Below are 18,756 nucleotides of genomic sequence, written 5' to 3'. Positions count from 1 at the left end.
TACCGCGGTCCCGCAAGGGCTCGTCCTCGAGAAGACACCGAGTAGACCCCCGTTTGCCGAGTACCGCCCAGGAGCCGCACCGTGACCTCGTCCTACCCCAAGGTCAGCCACACCGACGCAGCGAGCGTGCCCGCGAGCCCGCGCTTCCCCTCGATCGAGGAGGCCGTGCTGGCCTACTGGGAGAAGGACGGCACCTTCCAGGCCTCCATCGACCAGCGCCCGACGCGCGCCGACGGCGGTGACGAGTTCGTCTTCTACGACGGCCCGCCGTTCGCCAACGGCCTGCCGCACTACGGCCACCTGCTGACCGGCTACGTCAAGGACCTGATCCCGCGCTACCAGACGATGCGCGGCAAGCGTGTCGAGCGCCGCTTCGGCTGGGACACCCACGGCCTGCCCGCCGAGCTCGAGGCGATGCGCCAGCTCGGCCTCAAGACCACCGACGAGATCCACGAGCTCGGCATCGAGAAGTTCAACGAGGCGTGCCGCGCCTCCGTCCTCAAGTACGCCGACGAGTGGCAGCGCTACGTCACCCGCCAGGCGCGCTGGGTCGACTTCGACAACGACTACCGGACGATGAACCCCGAGTTCATGGAGTCGGTCATCTGGGCCTTCAAGCAGCTGCACGAGAAGGGACTGGTCTACGAGGGCTTCCGGATCCTGCCCTACTGCTGGAACGACGAGACGCCGCTCTCCAACCACGAGCTCCGCATGGACGACGACGTCTACAAGATGCGCCAGGACCCGGCGCTCACCGTCGGCTTCCGCCTCGCCGACTCGGACGATGCTGCCGACCCGCTCAACGGGGCCAACGTGCTGATCTGGACGACGACCCCCTGGACCCTGCCGTCCAACATGGGTGTCGCCGTCGGTCCCGACGTGACCTACGCGCTGGTCGAGTCGACCGGCTCCGTCGCGGGCAGGTTCCTGCTCGCCGAGGGCCGTGTCGCGGCGTACGCGAAGGAGCTCGGTGACGAGCCGACGGTCGTCGCGACCTTCACGGGCAGCGAGCTCGCGGGGCGCCGCTACCTGCCGCCGTTCAGCTACTACGCCGGTGCCGACAACGCCCACCAGGTGCTCGCCGCCGACTTCGTCACGACCGAGGACGGCACCGGCATCGTGCACCTCGCGCCCGGCTTCGGTGAGGACGACAAGGCGGTCCTCGACGCCGCCGGTGTCGAGACCGTCGTGCCCGTTGGCAAGGACGGCCGCTTCACCTTCCCGGTCGAGGAGTACGCCGGCCTGCAGGTCTTCGACGCCAACAAGCCCGTGATCGCCGACCTCAAGGCGACGACCGGCAAGGTCACCGCGGGCACGGTCCTGCTGCGCCAGGAGACCTACGACCACAGCTACCCGCACTGCTGGCGCTGCCGCCAGCCGCTGCTCTACATGGCGGTCTCGTCGTGGTTCGTCGAGGTCACGAAGTTCAAGGGCCGCATGGGCGAGCTCAACGAGCAGATCTCGTGGACGCCCGACCACATCAAGCACGGCCAGTTCGGCAAGTGGGTCGAGAACGCCCGCGACTGGTCGATCACGCGCAACCGCTTCTGGGGCTCCCCGGTGCCGGTGTGGAAGTCGGACAACCCGGAGTACCCCCGCGTCGACGTCTACGGCTCCTTCGCCGAGCTCGAGGCCGACTTCGGCGTCGAGGTCACCGACCTGCACCGGCCCTACGTCGACGACCTGACGCGCCCGAACCCCGACGACCCGACCGGCCAGTCGACCATGCGCCGGGTGACCGACGTCCTCGACGTCTGGTTCGACTCGGGCTCGATGTCGTTCGCGCAGAACCACTACCCGTTCGAGAACGCCGACTGGTTCGAGGCGAACTTCCCGGCCGACTTCATCGTCGAGTACATCGGCCAGACCCGCGGCTGGTTCTACACGCTGCACATCCTGGCCACCGCGCTCTTCGACCGCCCGGCGTTCAAGTCCTGCGTGAGCCACGGCATCGTCCTCGGCTCCGACGGCCAGAAGATGTCGAAGTCGCTGCGCAACTACCCGGACGTCGCCGAGGTCTTCGACCGCGACGGTGCCGACGCGATGCGCTGGTTCCTCATGTCGAGCCCGATCCTGCGCGGCGGCAACCTGGTCGTCACCGAGCAGGGCATCCGCGACTCGGTCCGCCAGGTGCTGATCCCGCTCTGGTCGTCCTGGTACTTCTTCCAGCTGTACGCCAACGCCGCCGGCTACGACGCGAAGCGCCGCACGGACTCGAGCGACCCGCTCGACCGCTACCTGCTCGCCAAGCTCCGCGACTACGTCGCCGAGATGACCGAGCAGCTCGACGCGTACGACGTGGCCAACGCCTGCGAGTCGACGCGCGGCTTCATCGACGTGCTGACCAACTGGTACATCCGTCGCTCGCGCGAGCGGTTCTGGGTCGCCGACGGCGTCGTGACGGCCGACAACGAGGCGGCGTTCGACACGCTCTGGACCGTGCTCGAGACGCTCTGCCGTGTGCTCGCGCCGCTGGCGCCGCTGACCGTCGAGGAGATCTGGCGCGGCCTGACCGGCGAGCGCTCGGTGCACCTCGCCGACTGGCCGTCGCTCGACGACCTGCCCGCCGACGAGGCGCTGGTCGCGCAGATGGACGTCGTCCGCGACGTCTGCTCGGCCACCTCCGCGCTGCGCAAGGCCAACAGCCTGCGCAACCGCCTGCCGCTCGCCGGACTGACCGTCGTGACCGACCTCGACCTGAGTGCCTTCACGGGCATCGTCGCCGACGAGGTCAACGTCAAGGGCGTGCAGCTCGTGGCCGCCGACAGCGACGAGGCGTCGGCGTACGGCGTGGAGCAGAAGCTCACCGTCAACGCCCGTGCCGCCGGTCCGCGCCTGGGCAAGGACGTGCAGCTCGCGATCAAGGGCTCGAAGACGGGTGACTGGTCCGTCGACGCGGCCGGTGTCGTGACCGCCGGCGGCCTGGCGCTGGTCGAGGGGGAGTACACCCTCGAGACCGTCGCCGGCGACGCCTCGGGTGGCACCGCCACGGGCGTGCTGCCGCGGGGCGGCTTCGTCGTCCTCGACACGCAGCTGACGCCCGAGCTGGAGGCCGAGGGCGCTGCCCGCGACCTGGTCCGCGCCGTCCAGCAGGCCCGCAAGGACGCCGGCCTCGAGGTCTCCGACCGGATCGCCCTGACCGTGGCGGCTCCGGCCGACCTGGTCGCGGCCGCGAAGGCCCACGAGGCGCTGGTGGCGGGGGAGACCCTCGCGACCTCCGTCGCCTACGAGGAGCTGGCCTCCGGCGCCGAGCTGAAGGTCACCGTCACCAGGGCCTGAGACCACCCCGCGCCGAGACGGCACATCTGGAGCAGCGAGACGGCAGATCTTGCGTGGACGTCCACGCAAGGTCTGCCGTCGCGGCGTTTCCGACGGCGCCGTTTGCAGTAATACAACAAAAGCAACTAGATTCCTCGACTATGAACGTCGAGCCCCTCCTGACGCGGCGCGTGCACATCGACCTGATGCGCACCGAAGCCGCGCTGTGTCGCTGATCCCGCACCCGCCCGATCACCCACCAGCACCAGGAGCAACCATGTCCCTCGACATCCAGAAGATCACCGCCCACATCGGCGCGCGCGTCAGCGGCGTCGACCCGTCCGCCGACCTCGACGCGGCCACCATTGCCGAGCTGCGCGCCGCGCTGCTCGAGCACAAGGCGATCGTCCTCGACGCCCCGCGGCTCGACGCTGACGGACAGGCCCGCTTCGCCGGCCACTTCGGCGACCTGACCACCGCCCACCCGACCGTGCCCGGCGTCGACGGCGCGCCCAACATTCTCGACGTCGACAGCGAGCGCGGCACCGCCAACGTCTGGCACACCGACGTCACCTTCGTGGTCAACCCGCCCGCGATCAGCACGCTGCGCAGCATCACCATCCCGCCGTACGGCGGGGAGACGCTGATCGCGAGCACCGCCGCGGCGTACAACAGTCTCCCGGAGCCGCTGAAGGCGTGGGCTGAGCAGCTGTGGGCGGTGCACACCAACGTCTACGACTACGCCCGCGCCGAGGAGGACACCCCGCGGCAGAAGGAGTACCGCGACGTCTTCCAGTCCACCGTCTACGAGAGCCTCCACCCGGTCGTCCGCGTGCACCCCGAGACGGGGGAGAAGGGCCTCTTCATCGGTGGCTTCACCCGGCGCATCCACGGGCTCTCCGAGACCGAGTCGCGCGACGTCATCCGGCTCCTGCAGGCGCACGTGACCAAGCCGGAGCACATCCTGCGCTGGTCGTGGAAGCCCGGCCAGGTCCTCGTCTTCGACAACCGCATCACGCAGCACTACGCGATCGACAACTACGACAGCCAGCCGCGCAAGCTCGCCCGGATCACCGTCGCCGGCGACGTCCCGGTCGCGGTCGACGGCGGCCGCAGCCAGTCGATCACCGGCGACGCCAGCCACTACACCCCGGTCCCCGAGACCTCGGACGCGGCAGCCGCCTGACCCACCCGTACGCCGGCGCCCGCGACGTGGGCGCCGGCGTACGCCGCGGGCGTGCCGGGCCCGCGTGGCTCCACCTGCTTGGATGGGCGCATGACCGTTCCCCAGGCTCAGGGCGCCGGCCTCGACCTCACCGCCGACGTCGTGGAGCTGACCCGCCAACTCGTCGACTTCCCGTCCGAGAGCCTCCACGAGGCACCGCTCGCCGACGCCGTGGAGACGGTGCTGCGCGAGCAGTCCCACCTCGAGGTCACGCGGGTCGGCAACACCGTCGTCGCCCGCACCACGCAGGGAAGGCCGGAGCGCGTCGTCATCGCCGGCCACCTCGACACGGTGCCGGAGAACGGCAACCTGCCCGGCCGTCTCGAGGACGGTGTCCTGCACGGCCTCGGCAGCGTCGACATGAAGGGGGGCGTGGCGGTCGGTCTCCGGCTCGCCGCCACTCTCGCGACGAGCAACCGCGACGTCACCTACGTGTTCTACGACGCCGAGGAGATCGCCGCGGTCCACAACGGGCTCGGCAAGCTCGGACAGAGCCACCCGCAGCTGCTCGAGGCGGACTTCGCGATCCTCATGGAGCCGTCCAACGCCAGCGTCGAGGCCGGCTGCCAGGGCACCATGCGGGTCGAGGTCACCACAACCGGCGAGCGCGCGCACACGGCCCGCGCCTGGATGGGCGTCAACGCGATCCACGAGGCCGGGGAGTTGCTCGCCCGGCTCAACGCCTACGAGCCGCGCAAGCCCCTGATCGACGGGCTGGAGTACCACGAGGGCCTCAACGCCGTCTTCATCAGCGGCGGGGTCGCCGGCAACGTCCTGCCCGACGCCTGCACTCTCACCGTCAACTACCGCTTCGCTCCCGACCGCAGCGAGGCCGAGGCCGAGGCGTTCCTGCGCGACTTCTTCGACGGCTACGCCGTGAAGGTGACCGACTCCAGCCCGGGAGCGCTCCCGGGCCTGACGCGACCCGCCGCGAAGGCGTTCCTCGAGGCGGTCGGCGGCACTCCCGCGCCGAAGTTCGGCTGGACCGACGTCTCCCGCTTCAGCGCGCTGGGCGTGCCCGCGGTGAACTTCGGGCCCGGCGATCCGCTCCTGGCCCACAAGGCCGAGGAGCACGTGCACGTCGAGGAGATCATCCGGTGCGAGCAGCAGCTCGTCGCCTGGCTGAGTGAGGAGGAGCAGTGACCGAGGCCAAGCCGCAGCACGAGATGCAGAAGGGCCCGGTGCGGCTGCGCCGGAGCCAGCTCGAGCACTCGACCACCGACCAGCGCCTGCTCGACTCGCGTGGACCGAGCGACTGGGTCCACACCGATCCCTGGCGGGTCCTGCGCATCCAGGCGGAGTTCGTCGAGGGGTTCGGCTCGCTGGCCGAGCTCGGCCCGGCGATCGCGGTCTTCGGCTCCGCCCGCACGCTGTCCGACCACCCGCACTACGCGCAGGCCGAGGAGTGCGGCGGCAAGCTGGCCCGGGCGGGCTTCGCCGTCATCACCGGTGGCGGCCCCGGCACGATGGAGGCCGCCAACAAGGGCGCCAGCGAAGCCGGCGGCGTGAGCGTCGGCCTCGGCATCGAGCTGCCCTTCGAGACCGGTCTCAACACGTGGGTCGACATGGGCATCAACTTCCGGTACTTCTTCGCCCGCAAGACGATGTTCGTGAAGTACTCCCAGGGCTTCATCGCCCTGCCCGGCGGCATCGGCACCCTCGACGAGCTCTTCGAGGCGCTCACGCTCGTGCAGACCGGCAAGAAGACCGTCTTCCCGATCGTCCTCGTCGGCAAGGCCTACTGGCAGGGCATGCTCGACTGGATGCGCGAGACGATGCTCGGCGACGGCAAGATCTCCGCCACGGACCTCGACCTGATCACGCTGACCGACTCGATCGACGAGGCCGTCGGGCTCATGGTCGAGGCCCGCCGCATCCGCGAGGCCGAGCACGCATGATGTGGCTCTTCGCGATCCTCGTCGTTCTCGCCCTCGGCGGGGTGGCGCTGGTCGCGGCCGGTCACGGCGAGCCCCTCGCCCCGGCGTACGACGACCGGCCCGACGTCGGCGTCCCGCCGACCGGACCGCTCGGCGCCGAGCACCTGCGCAGCGCGCGCTTCGGCATGGTGCTGCGCGGCTACCGGATGGCCGAGGTCGACGCGCTCCTGGAGCGACTCGCGACCCAGCTCGAGGGCGCTGACGAGACGAACCCGGCCGGATAGGGCAGACTCGCGGCGTGTCGACCGCGCTCCTCGTCTATCTCCTGACCCCGCTCCCGGGCGTCGTGGTGATCCTGACCCGGCTCCGCCTCGCTGGTCCACAGTCGAAGTCGGGGCGCCTCGAGATCTCCCCGCGCGTGCTCAACGTGCACACCGTCGTCGGCCTGCTCGCCGGCGCGACCTGGATCGGCTTCCTGCTCACCGGCATCGGCTCGGAGCACAAGGGCAACCCGATCGTGGGCGTGGTGTCGCTGGCGATGCTGTGGATCACTGCGGTCACCGGCCTGATGATCCTCGCGCGCTGGATCCGTCCGCGCGGCAAGCGGGCCGCCCAGCCCGTCCTCGAGGACTCGTGGAGCCGTGGTCCGTGGCTCTCGATCCTGGCCCACGGGGGTCTGCTGGTCCTGGTCCTCTTCTTCACCTGGGCCTACCTCGTCACTGCTGTCTGACGCTCCGACCGGGCCCGACGTGCAGAACTCCCTTATCCATCTGGGATAATGGTCACTCCGGTGCCGTTCTTCGGTGCCTTGTCACACGTTGCAGATCAAGGAAGAGGTGTCGCGGATGGCGGCAATGAAGCCCCGCACCGGCGACGGTCCGCTCGAGGTCACCAAGGAGGGTCGCGGCATCGTCATGCGCGTTCCCCTCGAGGGTGGCGGCCGTCTGGTGGTCGAGCTCAACGCCGACGAGGCCCGTGCCCTCGGCGACGCACTCAAGGACGTCGTCGGCTGACCGTGAAGGTCTCTGCGACCGACCTGGTCGGGCTGCCCGGCCAGGTCACGCCCCCGGCGTTCGTGCTCGAGGAGTACGCCGCCGGCCAGCTGCCCGCGGGCGCCCTCGTGGCGCTCGCGGTGCTTCCGGGTGAGGACGTGACCGATGGTCCCGTCCTCGGGCCCGGCGGCGCCGAGCTCTCTGACGCGCTCGGCGTCGACCTCCTCGAGGTCCTCGCGCTCCATCGCGCCACCGGTGCGGTCGGCGAGGTCACGCTCCACGCCCTGCCCGGCGGCGGGGCGGTCCTGCTCACCGGCCTCGGCGAGGCGCGTGCACGCGACTTCCGCGACGCCGGTGCTGCGATCGCCCGCGCGGCGAAGGACCGGTCACGCGTCCACGTCGGCCTCGCCGCGCTCGCCGACGACACGGCCCTGCGTGCCCTGGTCGAGGGGCTCTCCTTGGGCTCCTTCGAGTTCCACTGGCGCTCCGGGGGCGCGACCGCGCAGCCCGTCGGCGAGGTGGTCCTCGCGACCGACCCCGGCCGGCAGCCGGTCGTCGACCGTGCGGCCACGATTGCGCTCGCCGGCTGGCGCTCGCGCGCGCTCGCGACGACGCCCTCCAACCTCAAGAACCCGGCCTGGCTTGCCCGGCAGGCCGAGCTCTGGGCCCGCGAGTCCGGGCTCGAGATCGAGGTCCTCGACGAGGTCCAGCTCCGCGACGGCGGCTTCGGTGGCCTGATCGCCGTCGGCCAGGCCTCCGCGACCCCGCCGCGCCTGATCCGGCTCACCTACACGCCCCCGAAGGCGAAGCGCCGCACCCCGCACCTCGTGCTCGTCGGCAAGGGCATCACCTTCGACTCCGGCGGTCTCTCCATCAAGCCGGCCGAGTCGATGGTCACGATGAAGCGCGACATGACCGGCGGCGCGGTCGTCCTGGCCACGATGGCTGCGCTCGCCGCCGTCGACTGCCCGATCCGCGTGACCGGCCTCGTCGCCGCTGCGGAGAACGCCGTTTCCGGCTCGTCGTACCGTCCGGGCGACGTCATCACGCACTACGGCGGCCGCACCACCGAGGTGACCAACACCGACGCCGAGGGCCGGCTCGTCCTCGCCGACGCCCTCGCGTACGCCGCGGCGGAGCTCAAGCCCGACGCCCTCGTCGACGTCGCCACACTCACCGGCGCCGCCAAGGTGGCGCTCGGCCTCAAGACCGGTGCGCTCTTCGCGACCGACGACGTCCTGGCCACGCGCATCACCGAGGCCGGCGAGACAGCGGGGGAGCGGCTCTGGCGCCTGCCCCTGGCCGACGCCTACGAGGAGCGGCTCTCCTCCAAGATCGCCGACTCCGACAACGCGGCCGGTGGGCCGGGAGCGATCACGGCCGCCCTCTTCCTCCAGCACTTCACCGACGGCCTGCCGTGGGCCCACCTCGACGTGGCGCCCGTGGGCGACACGACGGCTGACGACGGCGTCTGGACGACCGGCCCCAGCGGCTTCGGCGCCCGGCTCCTGCTCCACTGGCTGGAGCAGGCCGACCCCCTCGAAGGGATCCCCTCATGAGCAACCTCAACGGCCTCACCGTCCGCTGGTCCCTGGCCGACGCGCCCGACGACATCGCCGAGCGCCTCCGCGCGTACGTCGAGGACCCGTCCCACGCGCGCTTCACCGGCAAGCCCGGCCTGCGCTTCAAGACCTGGCGCATGGTGCCGGGCCAGTGGTTCGAGGGGTGCTACGTCTTCGAGGACGACGCTGCGCGCGCGGCGTTCCAGGCGGAGTTCACGCCCGTCGCCGACAAGACCCCGGTCTCGGAGCTGACCGGCGCCGGTCCGCTCCTGATCGAGGCGTGCGAGGTCGTCGCCATCGCCGAGGGCGCAGCCGGCTTCGCGACGTACGCCCGCTTCTGACGCCAGACGCAACGAAGGCCGCGCTCCCGTCGGGAGCGCGGCCTTGGTCTGTCTGGTCAGTCCGCTTCAGCTGGTCAGTCCGCTTCAGGCGCCCAGATCTTCTTGGCGCAGAGCAGCCCGTCGCCGACCGGCAGCAGGACCGGCACGAGGTCGTCGTTCTCGGCGATCGCGCGGCCGAGGTCGCGGATCGAGACCGTCTCGTCGTCACGCTGGGCCGGGTCGGCGACCCGGTCGTGCCAGAGCGCGTTGTCGAAGCAGACGACGCCGCCGGGACGCAGCAGGCGCAGCGCCTCCTTGAGGTACGCCGCGTACTCGCGCTTGTCGCCGTCGCAGAAGACGATGTCGTAGTGGCCGTCGGTCAGGCGCGGGAGCACGTCGAGCGCGGAGCCCGGGATCGTGCGCGCGCGGTTGGACGCGATGCCGGCCTCGGCGAACGTCTTCTTGGCGAGCCGCTGGTGCTCGGCCTCGACGTCGACCGTGGTGAGCACGCCGTCGGAGCGCATGCCACGCAGCAGCCAGAGGCCGGAGACGCCGGTACCGGTGCCGATCTCGACGGCCGCGCGTGCGTCGAGCACGGCGGCCAGGAAGCGGAGTGCGGCGCCCACGCCGGAGCCGATCGGCACGACGCCGACCTCCTGGGCACGCTCGCGCGCAGCGCGGAGGACGTCGTCCTCGCCCACGAACTCCTCGGCGTACGTCCAGCTCGCAGTGTTGATCGGTGCAGTGATGGCGGCCTCCTCAACCGGTGTGCCGCAGACCCTACCGTCTGTGTGAGACACGGGTCACCGGGGAACACAGGGGTGCGTCGGCTCGTTCGCCTTCACAGACAGCACCCTGCAACACCTCAGGGTTCTTTCAGATCGGATGCCTAGCGTGACTGTCATGACCGACGTGAGCCCCCTCCCGGCCGACGCCGTCCCCACCTGGGACGAGATCGTCGACCGGCACAGCGACCGCGTGTACCGCCTGGCCTACCGGCTGACGGGCAACGCGGCCGACGCCGAGGACCTGACCCAGGACGTCTTCGTCCGCGTCTTCCGGGCCCTCGACACCTACACACCCGGCACCTTCGAGGGCTGGCTGCACCGCATCACCACCAACCTCTTCCTCGACGGGGCCCGGCGCCGGCAGCGGATCCGCTTCGACGCTCTCTCCGACGAGCGCGCCGAGCGGATCCGCTCCAGCGTCACCCCGCACGACTCGTACGCCGAGCGCACCTTCGACGCCGACGTCGAGCAGGCGCTGGCCGCGCTGCCGCCGGACTTCCGCGCCGCGGTCGTGCTCTGCGACATCGAGGGGCTGACCTACGAGGAGATCGCCGACATCGTCGGCGCCAAGCTCGGCACGGTCCGCTCCCGGATCAGCCGTGGCCGCGCGATGCTCCGCTCCAGCCTCGCCCACCGTGCTCCGGCCGCCGGCCGCACGCGGTACGCCGGCCCCCTCACCGTCGCCACGGGGGCGGTGCGGTGATCGGCCACGTCGGCAACCGGGTCGGTGCGCTGGTCGACGGCCAGCTGCCTCGCCAGGAGGCGGAGCGGCTCTGGCACCACGTCCACGGCTGCCGCCGCTGCAGCGAGCGCGTCGAGCGCGAGGCGTGGGTCAAGGTGCAGCTCGCCGGGCTGGCGTCGTCGTGGCCGGAGAGCGCTCCGCTCGGTCTGCGCGAGGGCCTCTCGGGTGCGCCCTCCTACGCCCCGACGCTGCCCGCCCTCGCGCGTCCTTCCGACCACCGTGGCCTGGTCACGGTGGCCGCCCTCGGCGCCGGGTCGCTCGGAGCCGCGATGATCGGTGTCATCGCGCTCAACCTCGCCGCCGACCACCCTGCCGACCGCAGTCCGGTCGCAACCTCGCTCCAGACTCATCCCGCGAGCTCCACCGTGAGCCGCACGCGTCCGTGAAGGTGACCCGCCCATGAACGACTTCCCCTCCGAGCCGACCGCGCCGACCGGCCCGCAGCCCGGCCAGGTCCCGCCGCCGCCCGCCCCGCCCGCGTCACAGCAGCCCGCGCAGCCGACGGCCGAGCACACCGCCGTCCTCCCGACGTACGCCGGGCAGCCGTTCGGCACGCCGCCGCAGGGCGCGAAGGACCCGCAGAAGCCGCGGGTCGCCGGCTGGGTCTGGCCGTCCGTGGCCGCTGTCGCGCTGGTCGCGGGCATCGTCGGTGGCGCCATCGGAGGCGCGGCCTACGAGAACCTCGACTCCTCCTCGGGCAGCGGCGGCCTCAGTGCCGTCTCGATCGAGACCAAGGCGCCGTTGCCGGCCGCCAACGGCAGCATCGCGGCGGTCGCGCAGAAGGTCCTTCCGTCGACCGTGCAGATCATCGCCGACACCGAGTCCGAGGAGCAGGGCGCGACCGGCTCCGGCTTCGTCCTCGACCGTGAGGGCCACATCGTCACCAACAACCACGTCGTGGCTGGAGCCGACCACGCCGGCGGCCGCGTCACGGTCGTGACCTCGACCGGCAAGCGCTACCAGGCCGAGATCGTCGGCCGCACCGAGGCCTACGACCTCGCGGTGCTGAAGGTGAAGGGCCTCGAGGGCGTCACCCCGGCCGCGCTCGGCACGTCCAACGACCTCCAGGTCGGCGAGGGTGTCGTTGCCATCGGCTCGCCGCTGGGCCTGGCCAACACCGTGACCACCGGCATCGTCTCCGCGCTCAACCGCCCGGTCTCGACGAGCGGCGACGCGGAGGACACGACGTCGTTCATCAACGCCGTGCAGACCGACGCCGCGGTCAACCCGGGCAACTCCGGCGGCCCCCTCGTCGACATGCGCGGCCGGGTCGTCGGTGTCAACAGCGCGATCGCGACCGTCGCCGGCTCGTCGACCGGCGGCCAGGGTGGCAACATCGGCGTCGCGTTCGCGATCCCGGTCGAGCAGGTCCGGGTCACCGTCGACGAGATCCTCCGCGACGGCGAGGCGAGCTACCCCGTGATCGGAGCCTCGGTCAGCAGCGGTCCCGACGAGGACGGCGCGCACGTCGAGGCCGTCACGCCGGGCAGCCCTGCCGCCGGTGCGGGTCTGGAGAAGGGCGACCTGATCACCGGCATCAACGGTCACGCCGTGACCGACAACGCCTCGCTCATCGTCGCGATCCGGGCCCAGATGCCCGGCGACACCGTGCAGCTCACGGTCAAGCGCGACGGCAAGGAGCGCGCGGTCAAGGTGAAGCTCGACGCCAAGGTCGGCTGAGGCCCGCGACGGTCAGCGCAGCTCGTCGACTCCCTCGTCCACCTCGGTGAACGGGTGCGAGTCGACGAACTCGCGCGTCGCGACGTACTGCCGCTGGATGTAGTCCTCGAGCTGCTCCGCCTCGACCCGCCATTGCCCGCGTCCGCCGATCTTGATGGCAGGCAGGTCGCCCCGTCGGACGAGCGCGTAGACCTGTGCCTGGGAGGTGTTGAGGACCTCGGCGACGTCGGCGAGCGTGAGAAAACGGGGGCCGGACATGCCTCCACTCTGCCATCCGCACCCTGACCACGGGCGCCCACCTCGCGCGCTTGTGGACGACGAGGTGACGAACCCGCGGCGCCGCGAGCATGATGACCCGCGTGACCAAGGATCTCGGGACCTCGGACGCGCCAGCCGCCGCACGCTCGGTGCCGCCCGCATGGCGCGACACGCGACTCTGGATCGGTGTGGCCCTCGTGGCCGCCTCGATCACGCTCGGCGCGCGCGTGATGGCCAGTGCTGACGACGCGACGCAGGTGTGGGCGCTCCGCGCCGATCTGCAGCCGGGCGCGACCGTGCAGCCGGACGACCTGGTGGCCACTGCCGTCCGGCTCGACGACACCGCTGCGGAGCGCTATCTCGCGGTCGCCGACCCGTTGCCCCACGACCTCCGCCTGCTGCGCGCGGTCGGCGCCGGTGAGCTGCTCCCGGCTGCCGCCCTCGGCGCAGCCGACGAGGGCGTCGTCTCGGTGCCGCTCTCGGTCCCGTCCGGCGCGATGCCGCCCTCCCTCGAGCCCGGCGCCGTCGTCGACGTGTGGGTCGCCTCGGGCGACCGGGGGGAGGCCGCGGTGCCGGTCCTCGACGACGTCGCGGTCCGCGAGGTCCCGGCCGTCGACGAGGTGCTCGGCGCCGGCGGTGAGCGCCAGGTCGTCGTCGCCGTGCCCGTCGATGCGCGCGACGGTGTGGGCCGCGTCCTCGCGGCCGCCCGCGATGGACGCGTCTCGATCACCCGGGAGGGCTGAGGTGGCCGGGGGAGCGGTTGCGGTCCTCGTCCTGGCCGCCGGCGCGCCGTGGGAGCCCGCCGCCCTGAGCGCCATCGACGGCACAGCCGGTGTGGTCGTGCTGCGGCGGTGCATGGACGTCACCGACCTGCTCGCCCACGCTGCCGCAGGTGACGCCCAGGTCGCCGTCGTCGCCGGCGAGGCGCCGGGGCTCGACCACGACGCGATCACCCGGCTCCGCCGCGACGGCGTGGAGCCCGTCGTGGTCCTGCCCGAGGGTCACCCCGACTCCGCGGAGCGCGTGCGCCGCCTGGGTGTCCGCCACGCGACGACTGCCGCCCAGGTCGCCGGCCTCCCGCTCCTCGTGCGTGCGGCCGGCTCCGAGGTGACGCCGGCGACGGCCGGAGCCCCGGAGGTCGTCGTCGCGTCCGACGCCGCGCCCGCGGCGGGCCGTTCGGTCGCTGTCTGGGGTCCGGCCGGTGCGCCCGGGCGCACCACGGTCGCGCTCGGCGTCGCCGGTGAGCTCGCCGCACGCGGACGCTCGCCGCTGCTCGTCGACGCCGACCCGTGGGGCGGTGCCGTGGCCCAGCGCCTGGCGGTGCTCGACGAGGTGTCCGGCCTGCTCGCTGCATCGCGCGCGGTCTCTCGTGGTGACGATCCGGTGACCGACCCCTCCGTCGTACGCCGGGTCGCGGCGTTCGACGTCGTCACCGGGCTGCCGCGCTCCGACCGCTGGCCGGAGGTGGGCCCGGAGGTGGTCGACGCCTTCCTCGGCTCCGGCCGCGACGTCGTGCTCGACACCGGGTTCAGCCTCGAGGACGATCCCGCCTCCGAGTTCAGCGGTCGCCCCGGGCGCAACGGCCTCACCCACGCTGCGGTGGCCGGAGCCGACGTGGTGGTCGTCGTCGGGGCGCCGGACCCGGTGGGGCTCGCGCGGCTGGCGCGCGCTCTCGACGACCTGCGCGAGCGTGCGAGCGGCCAGCCGGTCCACGTCGTGCTCAACCGCTGGCGAGCCCGCCTCGGCATCGACGAGGCCGAGGTCCGTCGACTTCTCGAGGGCTTCGGCGACGTGACGGCGTTCCACACGCTCCCCGACGACGCGCTCGCGGCGGACCGCGCCCTGGTCACCGGGCGCACCTACCTGGAGGCGGGCCCGAGCCCGCTCTCGCGGGCGTTCACGCCGCTCGTCGACGCGCTGTTCCCCGAGAGTCGGGGCGACGCGGTCGCCCCCGCCCCGAGGGTCAGACTCCGAAGAGGAGCAGCAGGCCGCCGGCGGTGAAGCCGACCATGAGCAGCAGCAGCGCGAGCTGGCCCGACAGCTGGTCCCGCTTGGGCAGGAGCCGGAGCGCGGCGTCGTGGGCGGCGATGACCGCGACGACGTGGCCGGTCAGGACGCCGAGCACCTTGGCCGTCGCGAGCACCGTCGGATGCGACGAGAGCCAGTAGTCGACGCCGCGGTTCGACGTGCCGAGCAGGTTCGACCCGTTGCTGAGCGGGTCGCTCAGCTGGATCAGGGTCTGCTGCCCGCTCTCGACCAGGAGGCTCAGGTAGTGCGCGAAGACGTAGCCGACGATGATCGGCACGATCGTGTGCGCGAACGCCGGCGGCAGAGACCGCTTGGCGTGGCCCTCGTGGACGCCGGTGGCCATCGTGGCCCCCGCGAAGAGCAGGCCCACGACCAGCACGAGAGTCAGGAGGCCGACCAGGCCGATGGTCTCGCGTGACACCCCGAGGTCCTGGGTGTGGGTGAGCCAGAGCGTGGAGCCGCCCAGTGAGTCGAACGCCGTGCTGCCGAGCAGGACGGCGCAGACCGCGACGAGGCCGGGGTGCACCTCGAGGGAAGCGAGGTGACGGAACGGGCTGACCCAGGTCACCCTGCCGTCGACGCGGCGCAGGGGAGCGAGGTGGCCGACGAGCGTCGAGTACACCTCGAAGGGGTCGGCCCGCGCGAAGAACGTGTTGCCGTAGACCGCGCCACCGATGAGCATCACGCCGAGGTAGACCGCCAGCCAGAGCCGGACGTTGCCGAGCTCGGAGTTGCCGGGGAAGACCAGCTCCATCCAGACGAACGCAAGCAGGCCGAACGCCGCCGGCCAGTAGCCGAGCCGCTCCGGGTAGTCACGCAGGCCCGTGTCCGGGTCGCTCCCGGAGACCTTCGCCAGGAGCAGGTTGAGGGTGCGGACGGGGCTCAGCGCCCGGTAGACGGGACCGAAGGCGAGCGACAGCGGCACGATGCCGACCCACAGCAGTACGTAGAAGACGCCGAACACCGGGTTGATCAAGGTGTCCTTGCCGAACAGCGCGGCCACCGCGACGTACAGGAAGAAGGCGAAGCCGAGGACGCGCAGCACAGGACCGACGACGGGCCCGCCGGGGGCGCCCGCCGCGTCGACGTGGCCGGTCGCGTTCTCGCCGAAGTGCGGCTTGCGCCAGGCGAGCGCCAGGACGACGAACGACACCGTGAGTGCCGCGCACGCACCCGCGATGGCGTACGCCGCCGGGATGGGGAGGTCCTTGGCGCCGCCGACGCCGTGCATCGCGATGAACATGCTCAGCGCACCTCCAGGGGCAGGACGACAGCCCGGCTGAGGGGGACCAGGGTGCTGCGGATCTTCACGGTGTCCTCATTTCGTGCGGTTGTGCCTGCCGGCGCGGGGGCGGCGGCTCTGGGAGACTTCCACAGGATCCCAAGAGATTGATGAGGAGTCGCGATGACCGTCCGGGTGTACGTCCCGATCACGCGTGACGGCCTGGCCCGCGCCCTCGCCGAGGGGCGGATCACCGCGCCCTTCCGTGCCCACGCGGTCACCGACGCCCTCGTCGCCGCCTGGCCCGAGGGGGATGACGAGGAGCTGGCGTACGCCGCGATGGCGGCTGCCGGACACGCTTCCTGGCAGCTGCGCTCGGCCGATGACGCGCCGCGCCGTTACGTGCTGGCCGGTGACGTCGACGTCGTCGAAGCCGTCACCTCCGACGACCCCACCGAGGTCGCGGTCACCGCCGACCTGCCGTGGCGCGCGGTGGCCTCGGCCCACGTCGACCTCGACGACGTGTCCGAGGCTGACCTCGACGACGCCGAGCTCGCCTGGCACGCCACGCAGGAGATCCCGGGCCTCGTGTCCTGAGGGTGCCGGTGGCACGATCGGGTCATGGACGCCGCGACGCTTCCACCCGTCCCTCGCAACGAGCCGGTGCTCGACTACGCACCCGGTGCGCCCGAGCGCGGCGAGCTCGAGGCCGAGCTCGCCCGTCAGAGCAGCGCCGAGCGCGACCTCCCGGCGTACGTCGCGGGTGAGTGGCGACCCGGATCGGGTGACGAGCTCGCGGTGGTCGAGCCCCACGCCCACGCCCGGGTCCTCGGCCGCCTGCGCCAGGCCACCCGCGCCGACGCGCAGCGCGCCGTCGACGGAGCCCGAGCCGCAGCCCCTTCCTGGCGCGACCTCCCGTATGACGAGCGCGCAGCCGTCTTCCTCCGTGCCGCCGACCTGCTCGCCGGTCCGTGGCGCCAGCGCCTCAACGCCGCGACGATGCTCGGCCAGTCCAAGACGCCCGTGCAGGCGGAGATCGATGCGGCCTGCGAGCTGATCGACTTCTGGCGCTTCAATGTGACCTTCGGGCAGCGGATCCTCGAGGAGCAGCCCGAGCTCCAGGCGTCCGGCGTGTGGAACCGCCTCGACCACCGCCCGCTCGAGGGCTTCGTCTACGCGATCACGCCGTTCAACTTCACCTCGATCGCGGGCAACCTGCCCACTGCGCCCGCCCTCATGGGCAACGCGGTGGTCTGGAAGCCCTCGCCCACGCAGCAGCTCGCGGCGAGCCTGACCATGGAGCTGCTCGTCGAGGCGGGTCTCCCGCCCGGCGTGATCAGCATGCTCCCCGGCCACGGCAAGGAGGTCTCCGAGGTCCTGCTCGCCGACCGCGACCTCGCCGGCATCCACTTCACCGGGTCCACCGGAACCTTCCGCCACCTGTGGGGCGAGGTCGGTGCCCGCATCGGCGACTACCGGACCTATCCGCGCCTCGTCGGGGAGACCGGCGGCAAGGACTTCGTCGTCGCCCATGCCTCCGCGGACCCCGACGCGCTGCGCGTCGCCCTGCTGCGCGGTGCGTTCGAGTACCAGGGCCAGAAGTGCTCCGCAGCGTCCCGGGCGTACGTCGCCCGCTCGGTCTGGGACCAGATGGGGGAGCGCTTCATCGCCGACGTCGACGCCCTCCCCATGGGCGACCCCACCGACTTCACGAACTTCCTCGGCGCGCTCATAGACGACCGCGCGTTCGCGCGGCTGAAGGAAGCCATCGACAGGGCCCACGCACTCGACCATCTGCGCGTCGTCGCCGGCGGCACGTACGACGACAGCGAGGGCTGGTTCGTCCGGCCGACGGTCGTCCTCTCCGACGACCCCACCGACGACGTCTTCCGCGAGGAGTACTTCGGTCCCTTCCTCGCCATCCACGTCTTCGACGACCACCGGTACGACGAGGTGGTCCGCCAGCTGGAGGGCGTCGCGCCGTACGCGCTCACGGGTGCCGTCTTCGCAACCGACAGGGCCGTCGTCGCGCGGACGGCGGACGAGCTGCGCTTCGCGGCCGGCAACTTCTACGTCAACGACAAGCCGACGGGTGCCGTCGTCGGGCAGCAGCCGTTCGGGGGCGGGCGGGCGTCGGGCACCAACGACAAGGCCGGCGCTGCCGACAACCTCCGGCGCTGGACCTCGCCCCGCACCCTGAAGGAGACGTTCGTGCCACCCCACGACCACTCCTATCCCCACATGCGGCCGTCGGCGACAATGGACGGACCATGACTCCTCTTCACCTCGGCCACCTGAGCCCCGTCGAGCAGGTGCTCGTCCTTCTGGTCGCGTTCGGACCGTTCCTGCTGGCTGCCGGCGTCGTCCTCTACCTCCGGGCAACGGGAGTGGATGACGAGGAGGAGCACGACTCCAGCGCGTCCTGAGCGCAAAACGGGGCCCTGGCGGCCCCGTTTTGCATTCCTCGGCAGGAGTGCCCTAATGTTTCACCTGTCAGCGCGGGACGCCCCCGGCGCCGCGACGCGGAGGATCTCCTCCCCACTGCGGACCGCCTGACCACCTTCCCCACGTGGGTCTGAGCATGCGCGCTTAAGCGGCTGTGAGGAGCCAAACGGGGCAGTGTGCCCCGGGGAGCCGCACCGCGGAGGCCAGTTTGACAGGCCAAAGCGAAACCGGTAAGTTTGATCGAGTTGCCCCAAGCAAGGCTGAGAGGCCGAGCGAGGTGCGCGCTGGATCCTTGAGAACTCAACAGTGTGTCAAAAGTCGACGAATTAATTTTTACCCGTCCGACACTTTAATCCTTC

At 71.7% G+C, this 18,756-nt stretch carries 20 protein-coding genes; 17 read left to right on the top strand and 3 right to left on the bottom strand.

The genetic code is table 11. The features are described 5' to 3' along the window. Positions 1-81 precede the first annotated feature (81 nt). From ileS to IEX47_RS09350, 9 genes are all read left to right on the top strand, one after another. Positions 82-3,279, top strand: a complete 3,198-nt coding sequence (gene ileS / locus IEX47_RS09390) for an isoleucine--tRNA ligase (RefSeq protein ID WP_188783763.1) — start codon at positions 82-84, stop codon at positions 3,277-3,279. 256 nt (positions 3,280-3,535) lie between these two features. Next, a complete protein-coding gene (locus IEX47_RS09385; protein ID WP_188783762.1) occupies positions 3,536-4,444 on the top strand; it encodes a TauD/TfdA dioxygenase family protein in 909 nt (302 codons plus the stop codon). 90 nt (positions 4,445-4,534) lie between these two features. Beyond that, a complete protein-coding gene (gene dapE / locus IEX47_RS09380; protein ID WP_188783761.1) occupies positions 4,535-5,626 on the top strand; it encodes a succinyl-diaminopimelate desuccinylase in 1,092 nt (363 codons plus the stop codon). A 23-nt stretch (positions 5,627-5,649) separates the two neighbouring features. Further along, a complete protein-coding gene (locus IEX47_RS09375; RefSeq protein WP_188784034.1) occupies positions 5,650-6,381 on the top strand; it encodes an LOG family protein in 732 nt (243 codons plus the stop codon). Next, entirely contained in the window at positions 6,378-6,644 is a 267-nt protein-coding gene (locus tag IEX47_RS09370; protein WP_229662758.1) for a DivIVA domain-containing protein, read from the top strand. Before IEX47_RS09375 ends, IEX47_RS09370 begins: the two co-directional genes overlap by 4 nt. A gap of 14 nt (positions 6,645-6,658) precedes the next feature. After that, positions 6,659-7,090 (top strand): hypothetical protein, encoded by a 432-nt coding sequence (locus tag IEX47_RS09365; RefSeq protein WP_188783760.1) that lies wholly within the window; start codon positions 6,659-6,661, stop codon positions 7,088-7,090. A 115-nt stretch (positions 7,091-7,205) separates the two neighbouring features. Then, positions 7,206-7,373, top strand: a complete 168-nt coding sequence (locus IEX47_RS09360) for a DUF3117 domain-containing protein (protein ID WP_082587569.1) — start codon at positions 7,206-7,208, stop codon at positions 7,371-7,373. 2 nt (positions 7,374-7,375) lie between these two features. Next, positions 7,376-8,911, top strand: coding sequence for a leucyl aminopeptidase family protein (locus IEX47_RS09355; RefSeq protein ID WP_229662757.1), 1,536 nt, complete (start codon positions 7,376-7,378; stop codon positions 8,909-8,911). Beyond that, on the top strand, positions 8,908-9,255 hold the full coding sequence (locus IEX47_RS09350; protein WP_188783759.1) for a hypothetical protein: 348 nt from the start codon (positions 8,908-8,910) through the stop codon (positions 9,253-9,255). The genes IEX47_RS09355 and IEX47_RS09350 overlap by 4 nt, the downstream gene beginning before the upstream one ends. Positions 9,256-9,329: 74 nt before the next feature. Here IEX47_RS09350 and IEX47_RS09345 read toward each other — a convergent pair whose 3' ends face one another. Beyond that, entirely contained in the window at positions 9,330-10,034 is a 705-nt protein-coding gene (locus IEX47_RS09345) for an O-methyltransferase (RefSeq protein WP_444544080.1), read from the bottom strand. Positions 10,035-10,137: 103 nt separating this feature from the next. Between IEX47_RS09345 and sigE the strand changes: the two genes are divergently transcribed. Genes sigE through IEX47_RS09330 form a run of 3 tightly spaced genes read left to right on the top strand, consistent with a single transcriptional unit; the run spans position 10,138 to position 12,444 of the window. Further along, a complete protein-coding gene (gene sigE / locus IEX47_RS09340) occupies positions 10,138-10,725 on the top strand; it encodes an RNA polymerase sigma factor SigE (protein ID WP_229662756.1) in 588 nt (195 codons plus the stop codon). Next, positions 10,722-11,150 carry a hypothetical protein gene (locus IEX47_RS09335; RefSeq protein ID WP_188783757.1) on the top strand — a complete coding sequence of 143 codons (429 nt, stop codon included), beginning with the start codon at positions 10,722-10,724 and terminating at the stop codon, positions 11,148-11,150. Before sigE ends, IEX47_RS09335 begins: the two co-directional genes overlap by 4 nt. A 13-nt stretch (positions 11,151-11,163) precedes the next feature. Then, positions 11,164-12,444, top strand: coding sequence for a S1C family serine protease (locus IEX47_RS09330; protein WP_188783756.1), 1,281 nt, complete (start codon positions 11,164-11,166; stop codon positions 12,442-12,444). A 12-nt stretch (positions 12,445-12,456) separates the two neighbouring features. Here IEX47_RS09330 and IEX47_RS09325 read toward each other — a convergent pair whose 3' ends face one another. Continuing rightward, on the bottom strand, positions 12,457-12,702 hold the full coding sequence (locus tag IEX47_RS09325; protein ID WP_188783755.1) for a helix-turn-helix domain-containing protein: 246 nt from the start codon (positions 12,700-12,702) through the stop codon (positions 12,457-12,459). 101 nt (positions 12,703-12,803) lie between these two features. Between IEX47_RS09325 and IEX47_RS09320 the strand changes: the two genes are divergently transcribed. Further along, positions 12,804-13,445, top strand: a complete 642-nt coding sequence (locus IEX47_RS09320) for a hypothetical protein (RefSeq protein WP_188783754.1) — start codon at positions 12,804-12,806, stop codon at positions 13,443-13,445. A gap of 1 nt (position 13,446) precedes the next feature. After that, the gene (locus IEX47_RS09315) at positions 13,447-14,703 is read left to right on the top strand and encodes a CpaE/TadZ family protein (RefSeq protein ID WP_188783753.1); all 1,257 of its coding nucleotides are present in this window, start codon (positions 13,447-13,449) and stop codon (positions 14,701-14,703) included. On the opposite strand, the gene IEX47_RS09310 is transcribed toward IEX47_RS09315, so the two are convergent. Beyond that, positions 14,666-15,973 (bottom strand): hypothetical protein, encoded by a 1,308-nt coding sequence (locus IEX47_RS09310; protein WP_188783752.1) that lies wholly within the window; start codon positions 15,971-15,973, stop codon positions 14,666-14,668. The genes IEX47_RS09315 and IEX47_RS09310 overlap by 38 nt on opposite strands. Positions 15,974-16,135: 162 nt before the next feature. Between IEX47_RS09310 and IEX47_RS09305 the strand changes: the two genes are divergently transcribed. Genes IEX47_RS09305 through IEX47_RS09295 form a run of 3 tightly spaced genes read left to right on the top strand, consistent with a single transcriptional unit; the run spans position 16,136 to position 18,378 of the window. Beyond that, the gene (locus IEX47_RS09305; protein WP_188783751.1) at positions 16,136-16,549 is read left to right on the top strand and encodes a DUF6912 family protein; all 414 of its coding nucleotides are present in this window, start codon (positions 16,136-16,138) and stop codon (positions 16,547-16,549) included. A 24-nt stretch (positions 16,550-16,573) separates the two neighbouring features. Beyond that, positions 16,574-18,226 carry an L-glutamate gamma-semialdehyde dehydrogenase gene (pruA, locus tag IEX47_RS09300; protein ID WP_188783750.1) on the top strand — a complete coding sequence of 551 codons (1,653 nt, stop codon included), beginning with the start codon at positions 16,574-16,576 and terminating at the stop codon, positions 18,224-18,226. Next, entirely contained in the window at positions 18,223-18,378 is a 156-nt protein-coding gene (locus IEX47_RS09295; RefSeq protein WP_188783749.1) for a hypothetical protein, read from the top strand. The genes pruA and IEX47_RS09295 overlap by 4 nt, the downstream gene beginning before the upstream one ends. Positions 18,379-18,756 lie beyond the last annotated feature (378 nt).

The organism is Nocardioides phosphati (assembly GCF_014646375.1).
Taxonomy (GTDB): domain Bacteria; phylum Actinomycetota; class Actinomycetes; order Propionibacteriales; family Nocardioidaceae; genus Nocardioides; species Nocardioides phosphati.
The sequence above is the reverse complement of the archived record's forward strand: the minus strand, read 5'-3'. Positions and strand labels throughout refer to the sequence as shown.

What these genes read in the sequence shown, in the direction of transcription:
- IEX47_RS09385 (WP_188783762.1), top strand. Translation starts at nt 3,536, where the DNA reads ATGTCCCTCGACATCCAGAAGATCACCGCCCACATCGGCGCGCGCGTC.
- dapE (WP_188783761.1), top strand. Translation starts at nt 4,535, where the DNA reads ATGACCGTTCCCCAGGCTCAGGGCGCCGGCCTCGACCTCACCGCCGAC.
- IEX47_RS09375 (WP_188784034.1), top strand. Translation starts at nt 5,650, where the DNA reads ATGCAGAAGGGCCCGGTGCGGCTGCGCCGGAGCCAGCTCGAGCACTCG.
- IEX47_RS09370 (WP_229662758.1), top strand. Translation starts at nt 6,378, where the DNA reads ATGATGTGGCTCTTCGCGATCCTCGTCGTTCTCGCCCTCGGCGGGGTG.
- IEX47_RS09360 (WP_082587569.1), top strand. Translation starts at nt 7,206, where the DNA reads ATGGCGGCAATGAAGCCCCGCACCGGCGACGGTCCGCTCGAGGTCACC.
- IEX47_RS09350 (WP_188783759.1), top strand. Translation starts at nt 8,908, where the DNA reads ATGAGCAACCTCAACGGCCTCACCGTCCGCTGGTCCCTGGCCGACGCG.
- sigE (WP_229662756.1), top strand. Translation starts at nt 10,138, where the DNA reads ATGACCGACGTGAGCCCCCTCCCGGCCGACGCCGTCCCCACCTGGGAC.
- IEX47_RS09330 (WP_188783756.1), top strand. Translation starts at nt 11,164, where the DNA reads ATGAACGACTTCCCCTCCGAGCCGACCGCGCCGACCGGCCCGCAGCCC.
- IEX47_RS09325 (WP_188783755.1), bottom strand. Translation starts at nt 12,702, where the DNA reads ATGTCCGGCCCCCGTTTTCTCACGCTCGCCGACGTCGCCGAGGTCCTC.
- IEX47_RS09310 (WP_188783752.1), bottom strand. Translation starts at nt 15,973, where the DNA reads ATGTTCATCGCGATGCACGGCGTCGGCGGCGCCAAGGACCTCCCCATC.
- IEX47_RS09305 (WP_188783751.1), top strand. Translation starts at nt 16,136, where the DNA reads ATGACCGTCCGGGTGTACGTCCCGATCACGCGTGACGGCCTGGCCCGC.
- pruA (WP_188783750.1), top strand. Translation starts at nt 16,574, where the DNA reads ATGGACGCCGCGACGCTTCCACCCGTCCCTCGCAACGAGCCGGTGCTC.
- IEX47_RS09295 (WP_188783749.1), top strand. Translation starts at nt 18,223, where the DNA reads ATGACTCCTCTTCACCTCGGCCACCTGAGCCCCGTCGAGCAGGTGCTC.